Origin of the sequence: Companilactobacillus paralimentarius DSM 13238 = JCM 10415 (assembly GCF_001434985.1) — a bacterium.
GTDB lineage: Bacteria > Bacillota > Bacilli > Lactobacillales > Lactobacillaceae > Companilactobacillus > Companilactobacillus paralimentarius.
The window spans coordinates 26,952-47,299 of the sequence record NZ_AZES01000018.1; the positions used below are offsets into that span (position 1 = coordinate 26,952).

General features: G+C 34.6%; 19 protein-coding genes. 3 read left to right on the forward strand and 16 right to left on the reverse strand.

Going from position 1 to position 20,348, the window contains the following annotated elements; all coding sequences use genetic code 11:
• Window positions 1-255 precede the first annotated feature (255 nt).
• The 4 genes from FD33_RS01845 to parE all read right to left on the reverse strand — a co-directional run bounded on the left by FD33_RS01845 (window position 256) and on the right by parE (window position 6,723).
• Window positions 256-1,191: a manganese-dependent inorganic pyrophosphatase gene (locus tag FD33_RS01845; RefSeq protein WP_025084917.1), complete on the reverse strand. Its 936-nt coding sequence runs from the start codon at window positions 1,189-1,191 to the stop codon at window positions 256-258.
• A gap of 25 nt (window positions 1,192-1,216) precedes the next feature.
• Window positions 1,217-2,176 carry a LysR family transcriptional regulator gene (locus FD33_RS01850; RefSeq protein WP_025084918.1) on the reverse strand — a complete coding sequence of 320 codons (960 nt, stop codon included), beginning with the start codon at window positions 2,174-2,176 and terminating at the stop codon, window positions 1,217-1,219.
• An 88-nt stretch (window positions 2,177-2,264) separates the two neighbouring features.
• Window positions 2,265-4,709 (reverse strand): DNA topoisomerase IV subunit A, encoded by a 2,445-nt coding sequence (parC, locus tag FD33_RS01855; RefSeq protein WP_025084919.1) that lies wholly within the window; start codon window positions 4,707-4,709, stop codon window positions 2,265-2,267.
• Between the two features lie 10 nt (window positions 4,710-4,719).
• Window positions 4,720-6,723: a DNA topoisomerase IV subunit B gene (gene parE, locus FD33_RS01860; protein ID WP_025084920.1), complete on the reverse strand. Its 2,004-nt coding sequence runs from the start codon at window positions 6,721-6,723 to the stop codon at window positions 4,720-4,722.
• A 210-nt stretch (window positions 6,724-6,933) separates the two neighbouring features.
• Between parE and plsY the strand changes: the two genes are divergently transcribed.
• From plsY to FD33_RS01875, 3 genes are all read left to right on the forward strand, one after another.
• On the forward strand, window positions 6,934-7,554 hold the full coding sequence (gene plsY / locus FD33_RS01865; protein WP_025084921.1) for a glycerol-3-phosphate 1-O-acyltransferase PlsY: 621 nt from the start codon (window positions 6,934-6,936) through the stop codon (window positions 7,552-7,554).
• A 133-nt stretch (window positions 7,555-7,687) separates the two neighbouring features.
• Window positions 7,688-8,392: a DUF3862 domain-containing protein gene (locus FD33_RS01870; protein ID WP_025084922.1), complete on the forward strand. Its 705-nt coding sequence runs from the start codon at window positions 7,688-7,690 to the stop codon at window positions 8,390-8,392.
• An 80-nt stretch (window positions 8,393-8,472) separates the two neighbouring features.
• Window positions 8,473-8,940, forward strand: a complete 468-nt coding sequence (locus FD33_RS01875; RefSeq protein WP_025084923.1) for a hypothetical protein — start codon at window positions 8,473-8,475, stop codon at window positions 8,938-8,940.
• Window positions 8,941-9,101: 161 nt separating this feature from the next.
• Here the strand turns inward: FD33_RS01875 and FD33_RS01880 are convergent, their stop codons facing one another.
• From FD33_RS01880 to FD33_RS01935, 12 genes are all read right to left on the reverse strand, one after another.
• Window positions 9,102-9,983, reverse strand: a complete 882-nt coding sequence (locus FD33_RS01880; RefSeq protein ID WP_025084924.1) for an aldose 1-epimerase family protein — start codon at window positions 9,981-9,983, stop codon at window positions 9,102-9,104.
• A 9-nt stretch (window positions 9,984-9,992) separates the two neighbouring features.
• Window positions 9,993-11,432, reverse strand: a complete 1,440-nt coding sequence (gene hslU, locus FD33_RS01885) for an ATP-dependent protease ATPase subunit HslU (RefSeq protein ID WP_025084925.1) — start codon at window positions 11,430-11,432, stop codon at window positions 9,993-9,995.
• A 19-nt stretch (window positions 11,433-11,451) separates the two neighbouring features.
• Window positions 11,452-11,976 carry an HslVU peptidase proteolytic subunit gene (gene hslV, locus FD33_RS01890; protein WP_056955704.1) on the reverse strand — a complete coding sequence of 175 codons (525 nt, stop codon included), beginning with the start codon at window positions 11,974-11,976 and terminating at the stop codon, window positions 11,452-11,454.
• A gap of 11 nt (window positions 11,977-11,987) precedes the next feature.
• Complete coding sequence (xerC, locus tag FD33_RS01895) at window positions 11,988-12,887, reverse strand: tyrosine recombinase XerC (protein WP_025084926.1); 900 nt, start codon at window positions 12,885-12,887, stop codon at window positions 11,988-11,990.
• Window positions 12,888-14,972 carry a type I DNA topoisomerase gene (gene topA / locus FD33_RS01900; RefSeq protein ID WP_025084927.1) on the reverse strand — a complete coding sequence of 695 codons (2,085 nt, stop codon included), beginning with the start codon at window positions 14,970-14,972 and terminating at the stop codon, window positions 12,888-12,890.
• A 105-nt stretch (window positions 14,973-15,077) separates the two neighbouring features.
• On the reverse strand, window positions 15,078-15,896 hold the full coding sequence (gene dprA / locus FD33_RS01905) for a DNA-processing protein DprA (protein ID WP_025084928.1): 819 nt from the start codon (window positions 15,894-15,896) through the stop codon (window positions 15,078-15,080).
• A 50-nt stretch (window positions 15,897-15,946) separates the two neighbouring features.
• Window positions 15,947-16,720: a ribonuclease HII gene (locus tag FD33_RS01910; protein ID WP_025084929.1), complete on the reverse strand. Its 774-nt coding sequence runs from the start codon at window positions 16,718-16,720 to the stop codon at window positions 15,947-15,949.
• On the reverse strand, window positions 16,710-17,564 hold the full coding sequence (gene ylqF / locus FD33_RS01915; protein ID WP_025084930.1) for a ribosome biogenesis GTPase YlqF: 855 nt from the start codon (window positions 17,562-17,564) through the stop codon (window positions 16,710-16,712). Before ylqF ends, FD33_RS01910 begins: the two co-directional genes overlap by 11 nt.
• A 9-nt stretch (window positions 17,565-17,573) precedes the next feature.
• A complete protein-coding gene (locus FD33_RS01920; RefSeq protein WP_025084931.1) occupies window positions 17,574-17,798 on the reverse strand; it encodes a YozE family protein in 225 nt (74 codons plus the stop codon).
• 12 nt (window positions 17,799-17,810) lie between these two features.
• Entirely contained in the window at window positions 17,811-18,404 is a 594-nt protein-coding gene (locus FD33_RS01925; protein ID WP_056955705.1) for a YpmS family protein, read from the reverse strand.
• Window positions 18,405-18,406: 2 nt separating this feature from the next.
• Window positions 18,407-19,267 (reverse strand): DUF459 domain-containing protein, encoded by an 861-nt coding sequence (locus FD33_RS01930; protein ID WP_056955706.1) that lies wholly within the window; start codon window positions 19,265-19,267, stop codon window positions 18,407-18,409.
• Between the two features lie 45 nt (window positions 19,268-19,312).
• Entirely contained in the window at window positions 19,313-20,155 is an 843-nt protein-coding gene (locus FD33_RS01935; RefSeq protein WP_025084933.1) for a DegV family protein, read from the reverse strand.
• Window positions 20,156-20,348 lie beyond the last annotated feature (193 nt).

Consider the following 20,348-nt stretch of genomic DNA (forward strand, 5'->3'; position numbering starts at 1 on the left):
GCGTTTTCAAGGAAAATGTTTATTTTCATTAATTTTATTATCAATATTTTAATTTTAATAAGTCAAATAAGACCGATAGCCATAGCACTTCTTTAAATCTCTTAAATATTCTTTATAAAACTTATTATGAAAACGCATGTTGGAATTTCTGATAGTTTGCTTTCCTATAATATAACGATTTCAAAAAATTCTAGCCACAAAAAAAATAAGAAACCCGAAAAGGATTTCTTATCTTTTTAAAATCATAATATTAAATTAGAATTTAGCATCCAATGGAGGAACAACTTGTTTCTTACGTGATACAACACCAGGTAAACTAGCCTTGTTGTCTGAAACCTTAGTATTAAGTGCTTCTTCAAATGTCTTGATAGCACTATCGTCACCGATAATAATACCAGTTGTGTCGCTTGTTAGGATATTTGTAATTAGCAATACGAACAAATTGTAACCTTTGTCAGCACTTTCAGCTTTAATATCCTTAACAAAATCTGCTTCGCGTTTAAGGGTGTCATCAATGTCAACAGTATTAACTTGAGCAATACGTACACTATTACCCTTCATATCAAAGCTCTTAGCATCCATATCAATTAGTTCTTGTGTTGATTTACTGTCAAGATTTGTACCAGCTTTCAACATTTCAAGACCATATGATTCATAGTCGATACCAGCTGTCTTAGCTAAGCTCTTCAAAGCAGCTCTATCTTCATCAGTTGTTGTAGGTGATTTCAATAATAGAGTATCGGAAATGATTGATGAAGCCATCAAAGCAGCAATCTTAGCAGGAACTTCGACGTCATTTTCGTTGTACATCTTCCAGATGATTGTACTTACACAGCCAAGTGGTTCTGCACGATAATATAGAGGCAATTTTGTTTCGAAGTTAGCAATTCTATGATGATCAACAACATGAGTGATTTGAACATCGTCGATATCAGGAACACTTTGTTGTTTTTCATTATGATCAACTAACATAACCTTTTTAACTTCGCCATTAATGGCTGAGATAATACGTGGGTACTTAGCATCGAAATGATTATAAACAAATTTTGTTTCCAAGTTAGGTTCACCCAAAGCAACTGCTTCAGTATTATATCCTAATTGATTTTGTAAGTATGAATAAGCAACAGCTGCTGAAACTGCATCTGTATCAGGATTTCTGTGTCCAAAAACTAATTCTTTTTCTTTTGGCATGAATTTGTGCGCCCCTTTTTAATATTTATCTAGAAGATTTAAGACGATCAACATAGCTCATCTTATCTAAGAAATTATCCCATTCATTGAGGAAATCTTCAATTCTTGGAATCTTTTCTTTATCCCCTCGATATACAAATGATAAATCACTTGTTATAGCTGGTTCAAGTGGTGTTTGATAAAGTTTAAACATTGATTGATGTGCAATACAAAAACTCAATGGTAAAACCGTATAAACTCCGGATGATTCCTGTGCAAATTTTAATAATTGATAAGGTGCCGAGAATCGAGCAATTACTTTAGGAAAGTCAACCAATGCATCTCGATATCTCTCACTAATCAATTCATAAAAATAATAGCTCTTCAAATAAGTAGCCCACGGCTTAGCCGTAGCATCCTTGTAACTAACACTTTTCTTTTTATTAATCTTTTCATCATCATGAACTAACATAATATTGTCGCTCATAATCTTCTTAGAACGATATATTTTCCAACTCTTAATACTTTTATCCGGCAAGTACATAATGGCTAGATCAATTTTATTATTTTGGATATTATCCCAAAGTTCCTTACGAGTTAGTAAGTTTAAGTCAATGATGACATTAGGATTAACTCGATTGTATTCAACAATAAAATCCTCAATTACAACCGATTCGGCAGTCGACAAAAGTCCAATACTAATTGTACCGGATCTTTCCGAGGATTCTTGTTGAATCTGATCAGTTACATCATTGATCAAGTCAAACATCTGATGTGTTGCTTTTAAAAGCAGAGTACCTGCATCGGTTAAATAAATCTTCTTACCAATACTATAAAACAGCGGTGCACCAACAACTTTTTCAATTTTTTTGATTTGTTGTGTCAATGCTGGCTGCGTGATTCCTAACAATTGAGCAGTTTTTGTATAACTCATATTCTTAGTTAACTCATCAAAATAATTTAATGCTTTAGAACTAAAAACACGTCTCGATTTCTCATCTAACAATAAGAAGATCCTCCTAGTTTGTGGAAGTAAAAAATAATGTAATCAATAAGATAATAATACTATATAAAACAAAAATCTGTCATTCATATTACTTATTTTCTAACATTTTTTTCACAAATCTAAGTGGAATACCATCCGTCTCAGGATCCATAATAAAGGAACCATTAGAATAACGGTCAGCATTCTGATGCATTGCTGGATCAATTTCAATCTCTTTATTTGAATCAGTTATGATCGATAGTTGTATATCATTATTAATATTTGTTACCAAACAGATTCGGTGTGGTTGACGCTTTAACTCTCTGAGAGTCAAAACACCACGACGAGCACGACTAGTTACGGGTATCTCAGATAATTTCATTTGTTTATATGATCCACGTTGTGTCAAGACCGCAATTTTATCACTGTCGTTAGCTGCTAAGAAGTAGCCAGCCAATTGATCATCGTCTTTCAAACTGACAAATTTAACACCCATTGCTTTTCCACTAACAACTGGTACTTCTTCAATTGGAAAGGCTGAAGCATAAGAATGCTCTGTAAAGACATAAACCAATTGTTTAGAATCATTTGGTACATAATAAACATCCATTACTCGTGAAGTATCGGACTTCAACTTACAGTACTTGGAAGCTCTAGATTTGTATGTTCTTCCTGGTAACAAATCACTGAATGCCACTTGCTTAATATAATTTTCGCTAGTTCCTATCAAGAAATTACCAGTTTCTTCCAATTTTTTGAAAACAAAAGCCTTGAGAATTGACTCATCTGTATCCAATCCAATCTCTTGAGAAAGATGTGAACCGGTATCCTTCCAACGACTATCTTCAATTTCAAAAATTTGACGATAAATCAAATTACCTTTGTCAGTGAAAATAAAGACGTGATCCAATGTATTAACATTTTCATCAATAATTGGATAATCTTCATTCTTCAGACCGTTATCACCAGCGTCGGAAGCTTGATAAGAACGTAGACTACTTCGTTTAACATAGCCATCATGACTAACCAATAAGCGAACGTCTTCACTGGCAACCATAACCTTTGTATCAACTTCAATTTCAGCAACTTTGGCTTCAATCTTAGTACGACGTTTATCGGCATAAGTATCACGCACTTGTGTCAATTCTTTTTTGATCAATGTCATTAAAGTAGTGTGGTTATCAATAATTCCGTTTAAATGATCGATTTGCTTATGAAGCTCAGCATCTTCCTTTTCTAATTCCGTTACATCAGTATTAGTTAAACGATATAACTGCAAAGAAACGATAGCTTCGGCTTGTTCATCACTAAATTTATAACTCTTAATCAAATTGTTCTTAGCATCAGACTTATTCTTACTTGAACGGATAGTCTTAATAACTTTATCCAAGATCGATAAAGCCTTGATCAACCCTTCAACAATATGAAGGCGCTTCTTAGCCTTATTCAAGTCAAATCTACTGCGACGTAGGACGACTTCTTCTTGATGTTTAATATATTCCTTCAGGATTTGAATCAAGCCGACCTGTTGAGGACGCATGTCAGCAATGGCAACCATATTAAAGTTATACGAAACTTGCAAATCAGTGTTCTTAAACAAATAGTTCAAGATACCATTAGCATCAACATCACGTTTCAATTCAACAACAATTGATAATCCCTGGCGATCACTCTCATCACGTACTTCAGCGATTCCTTCAACTTTCTTAAGAACACGAATTTCATCCATCTTCTTAGCTAGTTGAGCCTTATTAACTTCGTAAGGAATTTCAGTAATAACGATTTGAGACTTGTGTCCACGAATCTCTTGAATCGAAGTCTTAGAACGAATGTAGACACGTCCTCGACCACTTGTATAGGCATCTTTAATCCCTTGCTTACCTTGTAAAATACCACCAGTTGGAAAATCTGGTCCCTTAACGATCTTCATCAATTCGTCCAAAGTAATATCAGGATTATCAATCATTTTAATTGTGGCATCAATAACTTCACCTAAATTGTGGGGTGGAATTTCTGTAGCATAACCAGCTGAAATTCCGGTAGCACCGTTAACTAATAAATTAGGAAAACGTGCTGGTAAAACCTTAGGCTCTTTTTCAGTATCATCAAAGTTCCATTCTTCATCAACAGTATCTTTGTTGATATCACGTAACATTTCAGTTGAAATCTTACTTAAACGTGCTTCAGTATAACGCATAGCAGCTGGTGGATCACCATCCATCGAACCATTGTTACCATGCATTTCAATCAAAGGATTACGCAATTTCCAATCTTGAGACAAACGAACCATTGCCTCGTAAATTGAGGAATCACCATGGGGATGGAAATTACCCATAACGTTACCAACACCCTTGGCTGACTTACGAAAACCTTTGTCATAAGTATTACCATCCAAAAACATTGAATAGAGAATTCTTCGTTGAACAGGTTTCAAACCATCACGAATATCTGGTAACGCTCTTTCTTGAATAATTGATTTTGAATATCTCGCAAATCGATCTCCCATGATTTTTTCGAGCGAGATATCTTGAATTTTAGGAGAATTTTCAGTCACTATATATCACCTATTCCTTATTCAATAAATCGTCGACAAGTTTACTATCGATAGGATCAGTATCATCATCAACTTTTTCCAAGATATTGTCGCCTTCTTCAGTTCCATTGAAACGAACATTATCTTCGATCCAATCACGTCTAGGCTTAACTTTATCACCCATCAGAGTTGTTACACGACGTTCAGCCAAAGCAGCATCATCAATGTTAACTCTGATTAGGATACGATTTGTTGGATCCATTGTTGTCTTCCAAAGTTGATCGGCATTCATTTCACCTAAACCTTTGAAACGTTGCAATTCATAACCTTTACCCATCTTTTCGATGTCTTTTTGAAGTTCATCTGGAGTCCAGGCATATTCAATTTTAGTTTTAGCACCTTTACCCTTTTGAAGCTTGTAAAGTGGTGACAAAGCAATATAGACATGTCCTGATTCAACTAACGGACGCATGTAACGATAGAAGAAAGTCAACAACAAGATTTGAATATGTGAGCCATCATCATCGGCATCAGTCATGATAATAACTTTGTCATAATTACGATCTTCTAATTTGAAATCGGCACCAACACCGGCACCAATTGTATAAATCATAGTATTGATTTCTTCGTTTTTATAAATATCTTCTAACTTGGCTTTTTGAGTATTTAAAACTTTACCACGCAAAGGCAAGATAGCTTGGAACTTACGATCTCGTCCCTGTTTTGCAGAACCACCGGCTGAATCACCCTCGACAAGAAACAATTCATTCTTATCAGGATTCTTGGATTGAGCAGGAGTTAGTTTACCAGAAAGCAAACCATCAGTTTTTTTATTCTTTTTACCACTACGAGTACTCTCACGAGCCTTACGAGCAGCATCACGAGCTTCTCGGGCCTTCAAAGCCTTTTTGACTAACATTTGAGCCTGTTCACCATTCTCCAATAGATAAAAGCTCATTTGTTCATAAACTAGTTGGTCAACAGCTGATCTAGCTTGAGGAGTTCCCAATTTGCCCTTTGTTTGACCCTCAAATTGAAGAATCTCTTCAGGAATTCGAACTGAAATAATAGCTGATAGCCCTTCACGAACATCGCTACCTTCCAAATTCTTACTGTTTTCCTTTAACAATCCTACCTTACGAGCATAATCATTAAAGGCTTTAGTCAATCCAGACTTCATTCCGGCTTCATGTGTCCCACCATCAGCAGTACGAACATTATTAACAAACGAGATGATGTTCTCCGAATAACCATCATTATATTGACCAGAAAATTCAATTTCAATGTCAGAGTTAGTACCTTCAACGTAGAAAATACCACCTAAAGCATCTTTTCCTTCGTTCAAATACTTTACAAATGATTGAATACCATCTTCGTAATGGAAAATATCTTGTTTCTCTTCTTCACCACGTTTATCAGTAATAGTGAATTTAACGCCCTTTAACAAGAAAGCTGATTCCCGTAATCTTTCAGCTAATGTATCATAGTTAAATTTTGTTGTTTGAAAGATAGTAGCATCTGGTTTAAAGCTTATAGTCGTTCCGCTATCCTCCTTGGTAGTACCTGTCTTTTTCAAAGTTCCAACTGGATGACCACCATTTTCAAAACGTTCTTCATAAACTTTGTGATCACGAACAACTCGAACGGTCATCCATTCTGACAAAGCATTAACAACTGAAGAACCAACACCGTGCAGTCCACCAGACGTCTTGTAACTATTCTCTGAGAATTTACCACCAGCATGCAGAACCGTCAAAATTACTTCAATAGTTGGTTTACCACTAGCGTGCATCCCTGTTGGCATTCCACGTCCATGATCAACGACAGTAATACTACTGTCTTCATTGATAGTAACGTTGATTTCTTTACCAAATCCTGATAGAGCTTCATCGACTGCATTATCGACAATTTCATATACCAAGTGATGTAATCCACGTGAATCAGTGGAACCAATGTACATACCTGGTCTTTTTCGTACAGCTTCTAATCCTTCAAGGATTTGAATTGACGAATCATCATAAGATGATTTTGGCATTTATATCATTCCTTTTCATTTACTACGTAGTGCAATATTTCAATATTATAACACTATTACCTTAACACGAATATATGTTCGCACATAAGAAATCTTTTAATTTCTAACAAAATAGTGGATAATGTCTAGGTTGGTATTTATAATTCTCTAATAAAAGCACCATAGAAATACAATATACCAAAAAAATAAAGCTAAGAGAGTGATTTTTTGATGAAACTTCTCATTTGTGCAATATTAGCCTATCTAATTGGCTCATTTCCAACTGCCTATATCGTTGGAAAAGTTTTCTTTCATAAAAATATTTTTGATTACGGTAGTGGAAACGTAGGGACTACCAATGCTTATCGTGTTTTTGGCAAATTTGCCGGAACAGTTGTCCTAGTTATCGATATTTTAAAGGGAACTTTAGGTGCATTGATGCCAGTCTTCTTTAATCTCGATCGTCACTGGATTTTATTCATCGGTATTTTTGCCGTTATCGGACATTGTTTCTCCATCTTCCTTAAATTCCGTGGTGGAAAAGCTGTCGCAACCAGTGCAGGAATACTTTTGGCTTATAATCCTCTACTATTTGTCATCTGTTTTGCTTTTCTTGCCACAATCGTTTATACAACCAGCATGGTCAGTGTTGCTAGTTTGACCACGATATTATTCTTTACGATTGCCACCTTATTCCTTCACGATTGGATTCTAACTACCGTTGCCGCCATTATTACTGTTATTATTTATGTACGTCATATTCCCAATATCAAGCGACTACTCAAAGGAAAAGAAAATTTAGTTCCAATTGGTTTGAGATATAAGAAACAACAAAAGGAACAACAAAAATAATTACTAATTCTAAAAAACGACCATTTAAATTGGCCGTTTTTTTCTTTCATTTTCTTTAAATTAATCCTCAAAAGCCCTAGTTACTGATAAAATATGATTAAAGTGATTAGCACCGTTTAGGGGGAACATGACAATGGATAAAAAATATCCTAGTAGATCCGAATATCGTCGTTCAAATGGTCTTAAAAAATCTTTCTATCAAAGATGGTGGTTTTGGATCATAATTATTCTTTTAATTGTTGGTGGAGGTGCTGGCGGTTATTATTTATATTCTCATTCCCAGGAAAATACTTCGAATGTTCAAAAGAAAACTACTACTTCAAAGACCAAACCCAAAAAGAAGAAAAAATCAGTAACCACTTCAGGGATAACTTTAAAACAGTACAATAGCATTTATATCAGTGACAAGGACGGTCTATCTTTAGATATTTTAACGAAATTCTTTGGTAAATCTAAAACTAGTACTGTAAGCAAGGTAAATGATAAACAGACTAATATGGAAACATGGTCTAAAATCGCTAACGGTACTAAGAATTCCAAACTGATCGTACAATTTTATAATGATCACGCTATTGAAAAAACTATCTCTGGCCTTATGGTTGATCGAAATTCTAAAATTACTCTAGTCGATTATGCCAAAATTGATAACGATCAAACAACTGATCAAGTTACTCAAACACTTGGCAAACCTAATTATTACTCTGAAACAAATGTTGATGGTACTACAAACACAATATATAAATATACAACTGGATTAGACGGCGAAGATGGTGCTAACTGCACAATCAATTTTACTAATGGTAATGTCAGTGGTAAAAGCCAAACAGGATTAAAATAATGACCTAAGTAAATCACTGTATATCATTTTCACTATGTCATACAATATTCTTATAAAGATAACGTATGGGGGGTTAAATCTTGAAAGTTACTAAATTAGTCATTGGCATACTTATGATTGTTTTATCTCTATTTATTTTTTTCGAAAGTATGGCCGCTGGATTTGTTAATACAGTTGAGAATAAGGGAAATACCAGTGGATCTGCCGGTGTTATAATGGCAATTGGCTTTCTCGCTACAGGAATTGTATACATTGTTACTAGAAAGAAAAACGGTCTTGGTGGGGACATAGCTAATGCAATTATATTAGGACTATTTGGAATCGTTGGTCTAGCAAACTCTGATAAAGTATATCAGGATTTACTAGTTTGGATCATACTTGGATTTATTATTGGTTTTGGCTTCTTGATTTGGCATATTATTGCCAATAAAATTAGCAGTAATAGTAGTATAAAACATCAGAGCCAAGTTAATAATTATTCTTCTAATCAAGGATCTAATTCCATGCCTACTAGAGCTCAATATCGTCAAAGACGCAACCATAAATAAAAAATTAATTTAAAAAGGTATCCTAGAGTAAAGTATTTTCCTTATTCAGGATACCTTTTTAAAAATAGATTGAAATTGTACCTTTAATTCTTTTATCGCCACTCTATTAAACGTTGTACATAAAAAGTCCTAATACCTTAATGGCATTAGGACTTTTATTCTTATTTCACCGATATGCTGAAATATGCTTCGAACTGTTCATTAGGTGCTAAACGGTTAATACCGTATTTGGTCTTTAATTGATTGTCACTATCGTTTTTATCAGCAATCCCCCACCAAGGTTCAATACACATAAAATTGCCTTCTGTGGGATATGAGGACCACATACCAAAGAATTTAGCGTTACCTGTATCTAGAATAACTTGATGTTCACTTTTATCACTTGAAATCGTCACTTGTGTTGGTTCATTCAACCGATAAACAATTGCATCATTAACAAAAGCTTCATGACTCAATGGAAAGTCTTGATTATCAACTTTCTTTTCATTGTTAAGATCAATATTTCCTGTTTCACCATTAATCGGAATCAAAGTTCTAGTTTCCTTAGGGTCAACTTTGACAGTAAAATCTTCATAATTCAACCCCTTCTCGAAAGGCACTGAAAATCCGGGATGTGCACCAATTGAAAAGTACATATCCTCTGATTCTTCCAAACTATCAACTAAGTAAGAAATCTGAAGTGTTTCCTTAACTAATTGATAAACGATTCTTAACTTAAAGTGATATGGGTATTTTTCTAAACTAGCTTCACTTGTTGTTAGACTCAAGACCAATTTAGAATCTGATTGAGAATCGAGTGCAAACTCTTGATCTCTAGCAAACCCATGTTGTGTCATATGATATTCTTTATCGTCAATATAATAATGATTATCTTTTAAACGACCAACAATTGGGAATAATACTGGCGCATGTCTTCCCCAAACATTAGGGTTAGCTTGCCACATGAATTCTACCCCTTTAGTATTCTTGACACTGATTACTTCAGCGCCTAGAGACTCCACCTTAACTGTTAAAAAATCATTTTTTAATTGATAGACTGTCATAATTGCCCCCTATAGAATGTAACGTGAAAGATCTTGATCGCTGGCAATCTTACCAACTTGTTCACGAACATATTCACGCGTAATAGTAATATCTCCCATTTGCATATCAGGACCTTCATAGAGAATATCAGCTAGGATCTTCTCTAATACAGTTGAAAGTCTTCTTGCGCCAATGTTTTGGTTACTATTATTTAACTCAAAAGCAATTTTTGCAATCTCTTCAACTGATTCTTTAGTAAATGTTAAATGTATTCCATCAGCTCTTGTAAGCGCAACATATTGTTTTGTTAAAGCATTGTCTGGTTTTGTCAAAATTTGAATGAAGTCATCTTCAGTCAAGTCTTGTAATTCAACACGAATTGGGAAACGTCCTTGCAATTCAGCAATTAAATCACTTGGCTTGCTTTCAGCAAAGGCACCACTAGCAATAAAGAGAATGTGGTCAGTGTCAACTGGACCATACTTGGTATTAATTCGTGAGCCTTCAACGATAGGCAAAATGTCACGTTGAACACCTTCACGAGAGACTTCACCTGAAGTCTTTTTATCTCCGGCAGCAATTTTATCAAATTCATCAATAAAGATAATTCCGTTGTTTTGAGTTCTTTCAATAGCTTTTTGATAAATTTCATCATGATCAATACGTTTTTGAGATTCCTGTTGAATCAACAATTCACGTGCTTCTTTAACAGGTAAAGTTCTAGTAATAGTCTTCTTAGGCATTAATGAATCCATCATACCGCTCATATCAAGACCCATTTGTCCCATTTGATCATCCATAGGACCAACTTTTTTAGATTCTTCGACCTTAATAGTTACTTCTTCATCTTCAAGTAAGCCTTTATCTAATTGTTCTTTAACTGACAAACGTTGATTACGAATATCATCTGTAACCTCAGCATTAGCATCAGGATCGTCGTCAACTGTATCGGCATTATTAAAGATATTACCTAAAGCTTGGCCTCCACCATTTTGCATGTTGTTAAGCATGCTCATGAAATCATTATTATTTTGTTTCTGTTCTTTTTTAACACCAGGAGCTAATAATTTAACCAGTTTCTTATCAACATTGCGGCGAACTTCTGGTCTGATATCATCAATCTTTTCTTTTTCAACCATTGAAACAGCAACACTAACTAGGTCACGAACCATTGATTCAACATCACGACCAACGTAACCAACTTCAGTAAACTTAGTAGCCTCTACTTTAACAAAAGGAGCATTAACAATCTTAGCTAATCTACGGGCAATTTCAGTTTTACCAACACCTGTAGGTCCAATCATCATTAAGTTCTTAGGTGTGATTTCTTGTTGTAACTTTTCAGGTACCTGCATACGACGGTAACGATTATATAAAGCAATCGCTACAGCTTTCTTTGCATCAGTTTGACCAATAATATAGTTATCCAATTGAGCAACAATTTGTTTTGGTGTCAATACTTCTGTCATTTATTAATCCTCACTCTAATTAAAATTTATCTGAAATAATATTTTCATTGGTAAAGATATCGATTGAAGAAGCAATCTTGATAGCTTCAACGGCCATTTCTTGGGCGTCCATATCTTTAGCGTGGCGTTGCATGGCGATGGCAGCCGCTTGTGCAAAATTACCACCTGAACCAATTGCTACAACATCTTCATCTGGTTCAATAACTTCACCACTACCAGAAATTAAAAGAAGATTATCTTTATCCATAGCAATTAACATAGCTTCAAGCTTTTGTAGAGTTGGATCTTTGCGCCAATCTTGTGCCAATTCAACCGCAGCACGTTTTAAATTACCTGAATAAGCCTTTAATTTCTTTTCTAACCAATCTTGGAGTGTAATAGCATCTGCTACACCACCAGCAAATCCAATGACAACTTGATCATCAAAAATGCGTCTCACTTTATGGGCTGAGCCCTTCATAATATATTTTTCACCTAATGTAACTTGACCATCACCAGCGATTGCGGTGTGTCCATTGTGTTTTACAGCAACTATTGTAGTCATTTATTTACCTTCTATCTTGGAAAATATTTTTTATAATCTTTTTGCAAATGTTCCATTGTGACGTGCGTATATATCTGTGTCGTCGACAAACTTGCATGTCCCAATAATTCCTGAACCGTTCTCAAATCAGCACCATGTTCCAACATGTGAGTAGCAAACGTATGACGAATCATATGCGGATGAATATCAGCTGTTAAACTGGTTTTCTTGATAATTTGATTCAAGATATACTCAATTCCTCTACTTGTCAAACCTTTGCCACGACTATTTACAAAAACATATTGGTGATCCTGATGATTCTTTTGCATCAATTCCTTGCGACCGTCATTAAAATATTTCTCTAACGCACTTTTGGCATAACTTCCAAAGGGAACATAGCGATCTTTATCCCCTTTACCATGTATCAGAACAATATTGTTAGCGAAATCAAGCTGGTCTAGTACTAGATTAGCACATTCACTCACACGCATGCCAGTGGCATAGAGCAATTCTAATAAAGCTGAATTTCGCTGAGATAAAGGATCATCGCCTTTAACTGCATCGAATAATTCTTCCATCTCTTTTTCATAAAAAAACCGTGGTAACTTGCGCCCTTTGTGACGTATCTGTACTAAATCAAATGGATTTTGTTTAATAAATTTATTTCTCACTAAAAAATTATAGAACGATCGCAATGCTGAAATTCTTCGTGCCACTGTATCGGTGGCATAGTTTTCTTCATCTAAATATGTTAAATAAGTTTCAACATCGACTCGTCCAATTTTTGTAAATCCAGTAAAACCACCATTTTTAGACAAAAAAGAAACAAAATTATCTATATCCTCTAAATAAGATTTTTTTGTTTCTTTTGAGTAATGATGATTAACCATTAAATTATCAACAAATTTATCGATTAATTCTTGTTCTATCATTTATTTTTGAATGTCCTCTTCATAATCACCGTTTGGACAGAGTATTTGACGACCACCCTTAACCTTCTTTTCGACTAAGTAATGACCATCTTTTGGACAATCACGTCCAACTGGTTTATCCCATGAAACAAAATCACAATCTGGATATCTTGAACAACCGTAGAAAATACGATTCTTCTTAGATTTTCTTTCGATAACTTGACCCTTTTTACACTTAGGACAAATCACACCAATTTCTTTGACAATTGGCTTAGTGTTACGACAATCTGGGAAACGTGAGCAGGCATAAAACTTACCATAGCGTCCCATCTTAATTACCATTGGAGCACCACAGATATCACAATCCATACCTGCTGGTTCATCTTTAATTTGAACTTTTTCAATCTTATCTTCAGCAGATTCAAGTTCCTTAGCAAATGGTTTGTAGTAACGATCGACTACTTTAACCCAATTTTCTTTACCCTCTTCAATATTATCTAATTCATCTTCCAAATTAGCGGTGAAGTCGATATTAACGATATCTGGGAAGTAACTTTGAATTAAGTTGTCAACGATCTCACCAAGTTCAGTTGGTTCAAAACTCTTACCGTTCAATTTAACATAATAACGTCTCTGAATTGTATCAATAGTTGGAGCATAGGTTGAAGGACGTCCTACACCATTTTCTTCCAGAGCTTTAACTAATGAAGCTTCAGTAAACCTTGCAGGTGGTTGTGTAAAGTGTTGAGCCGGATCATTGGATTGCAATTTAGCCTTATCACCTTCAGCAATCTCTGGCAAGATATTATCCTTTTTGCTTTTTTCAGATGTACTTTGATAGACCTTACGATATCCCTCAAACTTCATTTTAGAACCATTAGCTCTAAACATGACTCCATTTTGAGAAAGATCAACTGTCATAGTGTCAAAAACAGCTGGTGTCATTTGACTGGCAACAAATCTTGACCAAATTAAGTCGTACAAGCGATATTGATCACGACTAAGGACATCTTTTAAAGATTTAGGTGTTCTCATAGTAGATGAAGGGCGAATAGCTTCATGGGCATCTTGAGCCCCTTCTTGATTTTTATCCTTACGTTCCTTAATAGCTGCGAATGGTTCCCCATATTCTTCATGGATGAACTTTGAAGCCTCTGCTTCAGCAACTTTAGAAATACGTTTAGAATCAGTACGCATATAAGTAATTAAACCAACTGTACCCTCTTTACGTCCCAAATTGATTCCTTCGTACAATTGTTGAGCAATCATCATGGTCTTTCTAGTCTTAAAGTTTAGGCGCTTATTAGCTTCTTGTTGTAAAGAACTTGTTGTAAATGGAGCAGCTGGGAATCTTTTACGTTCCTTCTTAGTAACTTTATCAATTTCAAAATCGTTCTTTTTATCGATACGACCTAATACTTCTTGAACTTGATCATTATTTTTTAATTCAGCTTTCTTTCCATCTAGTCCATAGAAATTAGCTTTAAATTTATCTTTACCATGCTTAAATGTTGATTCAATCGTCCAATATTCTTGCGGAACGAAACTCTTGATTTCATTTTCTTTTTCAATTACAAGTTTCAAAGCAATCGACTGAACACGTCCAGCACTGAGTCCCTTTTTAACTTTAGCCCAAAGAATTGGGGAAATTGAATAACCCACTAATCGATCCAATACACGTCTGGCCTGTTGAGCATCAACCAAATTCATATCAATTGATCTTGGAGTCTTAAATGCTTGTTTAACTTTATCTTTTGTAATTTCATTGAAGACGACACGATTCTTACCATCATCTTCTAATCCTAATAAGTGAGAAACATGCCAAGCAATAGCTTCACCTTCACGATCCGGATCGGCTGCCAGATAAACTCGCTTAGCTTTTTTTGCTTCCTTCTTTAAATCTTTAATAACTGGGCCTTTACCACGAATAGAAATATACTTTGGTTCATAGTCATGTTCAATATCGACACCCATTTGACTCTTAGGTAAATCACGAACGTGACCTAAACTAGCAACTACGTGATAATTACGTCCCAAATACTTCTCAATTGTTTTTGCTTTTGATGGTGATTCAACAATCACCAAATTCTTTTGTGTTGATGGCACGCAAAGTGCTCCTTTCCAAAATGAATCAATTAAAACTGTTCAATATATTAATCACAGAATTTTATTTTGTCAATTCAAAAGATACATTTATCTTTCAAACATCGTTTATAAGTCATTGAAATTGATCAAAGGGATGGCTCCCTCCTCAATCAACTTATTACAACCAGCCGAAAGGTTAACGTCGATTCTACCGGGAATGGCTAAAACATCCCGATTATTCTCCAAAGCTAAATCAGCAGTAATTAAAGAGCCACTACGTTTTTTTGCTTCGGTAACAACGACTTTTTGACTGAGACCAGCAATTATCCGGTTTCGTTGAGGAAAATGCCAAGGTTCGATTTTCGTCATTGGTGGATATTCGGTAATAACTAAACCCTTTTTCATAATTTCCGCCTGTAAGTGAAAATTCTCTTTAGGATAAGTCACATCCAAACCACTACCAATCACAGCAATCGTCTGTCCCTGATTCTTTAATGCGGTCTGATGAGCCCAAGAATCAACTCCCTTAGCTAAACCGCTCACAATAGTATAACGATTTACAAGTCGTGGGACAAGACCACTTATGCAACGAAAACTATAATCTGATGCTTGTCTAGCACCAACGATCGCGATGCATTCAGTTTTAAGTAAAGCAATATTCCCTTCAAAAAACAAGAGTGCGGGCGGATTATAAATCGTTCTTAACAATTCCGGATACTCAAAATCCAAATAATTTACAGCTTTTAACGAACCTGTTTTTTGCTTATCAAATAGGAAACGGAAACGTTGAAACTTATCTAAACCCCACTCCTGTTTTAATAAATTAAAGGATTCAGTTATTAGATTAGCACTATTTATAGATTTTTTTATAATTTTTAGCATTATTTGATTCGAAATCATTCCTGTTAAACGACACTTAATTAAAAAACCAGTTAATTCATTCATAATAAAAACATCACTCCCTTAACTTAAATTACGAAAGTGATGTTCCTATTTTAATATAATTTAGAAATTTTTCTAACGGGGGAAAAACTCAAACGATGAATCTTAGTGCGACCAAACTCATCTAAAGCTTTTAAGTGTTGTTTTGTACCATAACCATCATTATTTTCAAAACCAAACTCTGGATAGATTTTGCTATACATCGTCATTAACTTATCACGAGAAACTTTGGCAACAATACTAGCAGCACCGATACTTAACGACTTAGAATCACCCTTAATCAACTTTGTTTGAGGTATATCAACAGGAATCGTCATGGCATCAACTAAGATATGATCAGGCTTTAAATAGAGCTTATTAATTGAATCTCCCATTGTCAATTCTGTTGCATGATAAATATTTTCCTGATCAATTAATTGTGGACTACCCACTGCTACACTGATATCTATTGCTTGTGCACAAATTAACTTATACAGCTCATTACGTTTTGCAATCGACAATTTTTTAGAATCATCAACTTCATACAAAGTATTATCAGCTGGCAAAATAACAGCAGCCGTAACGACAGGACCTGCCAAAGGACCACGTCCCACTTCATCGACTCCCGCTACTGCTAACCCATGATCCCAAAATGGTTTTTCAAGAAATTCTTTTTTGTGAAATTTCTCAATCAATGCTTTTTGTTTCAATTGTCTCTTATAATATTGCTCTAATAATTTTTTAATCCCACTACGTTCATCTTGTGAAAATTCATTCAGTTGCTTTTCACTCACATCAGTTTGTTTCAGAATATCTTTTGCTTCAGCAATCGTATATTTACTCTTCATAAAACTCCCCAGGAATATCAAATGTAAGACGTCCCAATTTCAACTTTCTAACATCGTCGATAATTCTTCTGGAAGCTCGATCGTAGTCATCCTTATAACCAAATTTTTTCGTTAGATCCATTAAAACTTCTGGCGTTGTATGATTAAAAATATCCGACTTATCTAATTTGTAGCTTTCAAGCAATTGATCCATATAATGAGTTTCCATAAAATTAAGCGCATAAATGGCTACATCATCCGGTGCATAGATTTTATCTTTAATTGCACCAGACAAAGCTAATTTCATTCCTACTTTGGGATCATCGATCTTAGGCCACAAAATACCTGGAGTATCGAGTAAATCGATTCCAATATTAGTTTTTAGCCAGTTTTGATTCTTAGTTACACCGGGTTTATTGCCTGTAATAGCAACATTCTTCCCAACAAAACGGTTCAAAATAGTCGACTTACCGACATTAGGAATTCCTATGCACATTGCTTTGATTCGATAATTTTGCACACCATTACGTTCATAACGGTCAATCTTATCTGACAACTCTGAACGAATCAGACTCTTGATTTTACCTAGGCCCTTATTGTGCTTGGCATCTAGCTCAATTGATTTAGTACCTTCTTGTTCAAAGTTGAGTTTCCAGTCAGCCGTTACTTTTGGATCTGCCAAATCTGACTTATTAAGAATAATAATATGTTTTTTTTGATCAATTATTTGTTCCAAAACGGGGTTTCTGGATGAAAAAGGTAATCTTGCGTCAACGATTTCAAGTACGATATCGACTAATTTAAGCCGATCTTGGACTTGATTCTTCGCTTTGTTCATATGTCCTGGATACCACTGTAATGCCATTGTCTTCACCTATTTTCTATCTATTTCTTGATACTTTTGGTACACCTCATCAAAAATTGACATACTGGGTAAATAACCTGCATTCAATTCTAAATAGTCTGAAATCTTTTGATAATTCTCCTCATGCTTAGGAAAAGATTGATCGTGAAATGCATTATTTGCAAATTCTGCATCTGGTTCAACACTGTCCGCATTTCTCAGTGTCATCAAAAATTCATAAAAACTTCTTCGCATCTTTACTCCCTTCTATTGATTGTCGGTGATCTTTGTATTCATTACCTCAAATGATAATTTATCATGCTTCAAATCAATATTCTTTGCACGAATACCGTATCCTTCTTTGGTAGTAAATTTAGTAAATTTCAACAACATTGTCTTGTCTTTACCGTTAATGCTTACCCAATCAGGGGTCTTAAAACTATTCTTAATATAATTCATTACAAAGGAAATTGGCAACGATAAGTCCCCAATCTTCATTTCTTTAGCTTTTAAGAGTACATCCCCGTTAGTCTTAGCATATGGTTGCATCAAAATTGTGAAGTGGATTTTGGCACCCAAGAATTTAATTGCACCAGACAATTCAGCATCTTTTTTCAAAACTAATTGATATTCAGTTTTACCATTATTCAAAGTATTTTTTAAATAGTACTGGGCCATTTTATTGGCCTCACTCTTATTCATATTAACAGTAAAAACTTTATCATCATTATTGATCTTAGAACTAACTTGGTAGTTCTCCGACGGTGAACTTAAGACCTTAGTACCTAAATAACCAAAACCCACTACTAGAATTGCTACTAAAGCAATAAATGCATATTTCCAATAATTCTTATTCTTCATAATTATTTAAAAAGCCACTCCTTTTTCGTAACACTAACTTCATCGAACACTCTTTGAGTCATCATATCGTAACCAGTCCCATTGGGATGAAAATGATCTTTCTTATAAAGATAAGGGTTAGTTCCTGTCTTCTTAACTTTTTTATCAATAGTCTTATTTTGATATAGATTATTGATATCAATGAAATAGGTTTTATTAAATTCACTGGCTACTTTAGCAGATGCTTTATTCCAGTTAATGAATGCTATTTTAGCATTTTTTACATTCGATAAATAGATACTAAAAGGATTATAAATACCTATTAAATAAATTGGGGCTGAATCATTATAATTCCTTAAATCAGTCAATAATTGTTTTAATCTTTTATCAAATTTAACCTGTTCATCAGCAATATCACCTGCAGTTAGATCAATTCCTTTACGCTGCAATAAATGCATAAAGTCATTACCACCAACTGTCACGGTGATGATATCAGCTTTGGGTAAATCTTGGTGCATCTTTTTGTCAGATTTGATACGAGCCATAATCTGATTACTTGTATCACCGGAAACACCATAATTGTGTGACTGTGTAGGAACATTAAACTTTGTTTGCACTTTAGACTGTAAACGAGTTACATAGCCGCCACCTGCTTTAAAAGAATCTCCGACCCCTTGTGTCAGTGAATCTCCAACTGCAACAATACTAATTTGTTTCTTTTTAGGAATAACTTTTTTCTTTGGTTTTACTATTTTCTTGGTTGTTTTAGTTACTTGTGTAGTAGACTGTCCACTTTGCTTATTGTTAGTGAAATAATAGGCTCCACCGCCAACTACGATTAATATTAAAACTATGATTATAATCCAAATACTTTTCTTCTTCATTAATTAATCCATCTTTCAAAAAAAAGCTGATGCATTCATCAGCTTTTACTCTGTATAAAATTCAATTGCAAAGGCTCCAGAACCAGCATGTGTAGCAATAACTGGACTTGTTACTCTTATGAGTAGTGGCACATCAGGAATAATCTCTTCCAATTTGGCCTTTAACTCATTAACATAATCCATTTTATCAACATAAGAAATTCCTACAGCTTTAATATTCTTTAAACCTTTGATTTCTTCCATTACGTTATTCATATACTTTTCAATTGTCTTACGACCACGACCACGCTTAACAATATCTAGACTATTATTCTTCACTGTTAGAACCAAGTTAATATTCAATAAGGTTGAAAGCGTTCCGGCAAATCTGCTCAAACGACCTCCACGTAGAATATTTTCAATACTTGTTACACCCATGTAAAGATAAGTATGCGCACGAAGTTCGTCTAAAGCCTGTTTAATTTCCTCAACAGATTTACCTTCTTGGGCCATTTGAGCGGCTCTAATTACTTGGAAGCCTTGGGCACGGTCTGTAAATTCTGTATCAATAACTTCCATATTGCGATCAACCATATCTTCAACTTGTCTAGCTGCATTAATGGTACCACTAATAGACGGCGTCATAATCAAGGCTAAAATATCTGTATAGTCATCAGGAACCTTATCAATGACATCCATAAACGTTCCAATTGATGGTTGAGATGTCTTAGGCAAATCCTTTGAAGAATCCATTTCTTCAACGAATTTTTCTCGTGTGATATTAACGCCATCAACATAAGTTTTTTCATCAATGCTGATTGTCAAAGGAACGACACTAATATTATACTTTTCTATTTCCTCTGGTGTTAATTGTACCGATGAATCGGTAAGGATTTTTACTTTGCTCATTTTATCCCTCTTTCATAGGGTCTTGTTTCTTATTTCTTTTAATTATTATAACAAACTTAATAGGGTCTAATGATAAATAACTAATCATTTTACTAAAATAAATATGCCAAATCTTTATTAGTTATACAATACCATAATCATATGAAAAGCCCTGTGAGACGTTTATAATAATTATAGTAAACAGTCCAAATAA

Coding starts and splice junctions, on each gene's coding strand:
- FD33_RS01870 (WP_025084922.1), top strand. CDS start 7,688: ATGGATAAAAAATATCCTAGTAGATCCGAATATCGTCGTTCAAATGGT.
- FD33_RS01935 (WP_025084933.1), bottom strand. CDS start 20,155: ATGAGCAAAGTAAAAATCCTTACCGATTCATCGGTACAATTAACACCA.
- dprA (WP_025084928.1), bottom strand. CDS start 15,896: ATGAATGAATTAACTGGTTTTTTAATTAAGTGTCGTTTAACAGGAATG.
- FD33_RS01845 (WP_025084917.1), bottom strand. CDS start 1,191: ATGCCAAAAGAAAAAGAATTAGTTTTTGGACACAGAAATCCTGATACA.
- hslV (WP_056955704.1), bottom strand. CDS start 11,976: ATGACTACAATAGTTGCTGTAAAACACAATGGACACACCGCAATCGCT.
- FD33_RS01930 (WP_056955706.1), bottom strand. CDS start 19,267: ATGAAGAAGAAAAGTATTTGGATTATAATCATAGTTTTAATATTAATC.
- FD33_RS01920 (WP_025084931.1), bottom strand. CDS start 17,798: ATGCGAAGAAGTTTTTATGAATTTTTGATGACACTGAGAAATGCGGAC.
- hslU (WP_025084925.1), bottom strand. CDS start 11,432: ATGACAGAAGTATTGACACCAAAACAAATTGTTGCTCAATTGGATAAC.
- FD33_RS01910 (WP_025084929.1), bottom strand. CDS start 16,720: ATGAAGAGTAAATATACGATTGCTGAAGCAAAAGATATTCTGAAACAA.
- plsY (WP_025084921.1), top strand. CDS start 6,934: ATGAAACTTCTCATTTGTGCAATATTAGCCTATCTAATTGGCTCATTT.
- FD33_RS01925 (WP_056955705.1), bottom strand. CDS start 18,404: ATGAAGAATAAGAATTATTGGAAATATGCATTTATTGCTTTAGTAGCA.
- ylqF (WP_025084930.1), bottom strand. CDS start 17,564: ATGGCATTACAGTGGTATCCAGGACATATGAACAAAGCGAAGAATCAA.
- FD33_RS01880 (WP_025084924.1), bottom strand. CDS start 9,983: ATGACAGTCTATCAATTAAAAAATGATTTTTTAACAGTTAAGGTGGAG.
- xerC (WP_025084926.1), bottom strand. CDS start 12,887: ATGATAGAACAAGAATTAATCGATAAATTTGTTGATAATTTAATGGTT.
- parE (WP_025084920.1), bottom strand. CDS start 6,723: ATGCCAAAATCATCTTATGATGATTCGTCAATTCAAATCCTTGAAGGA.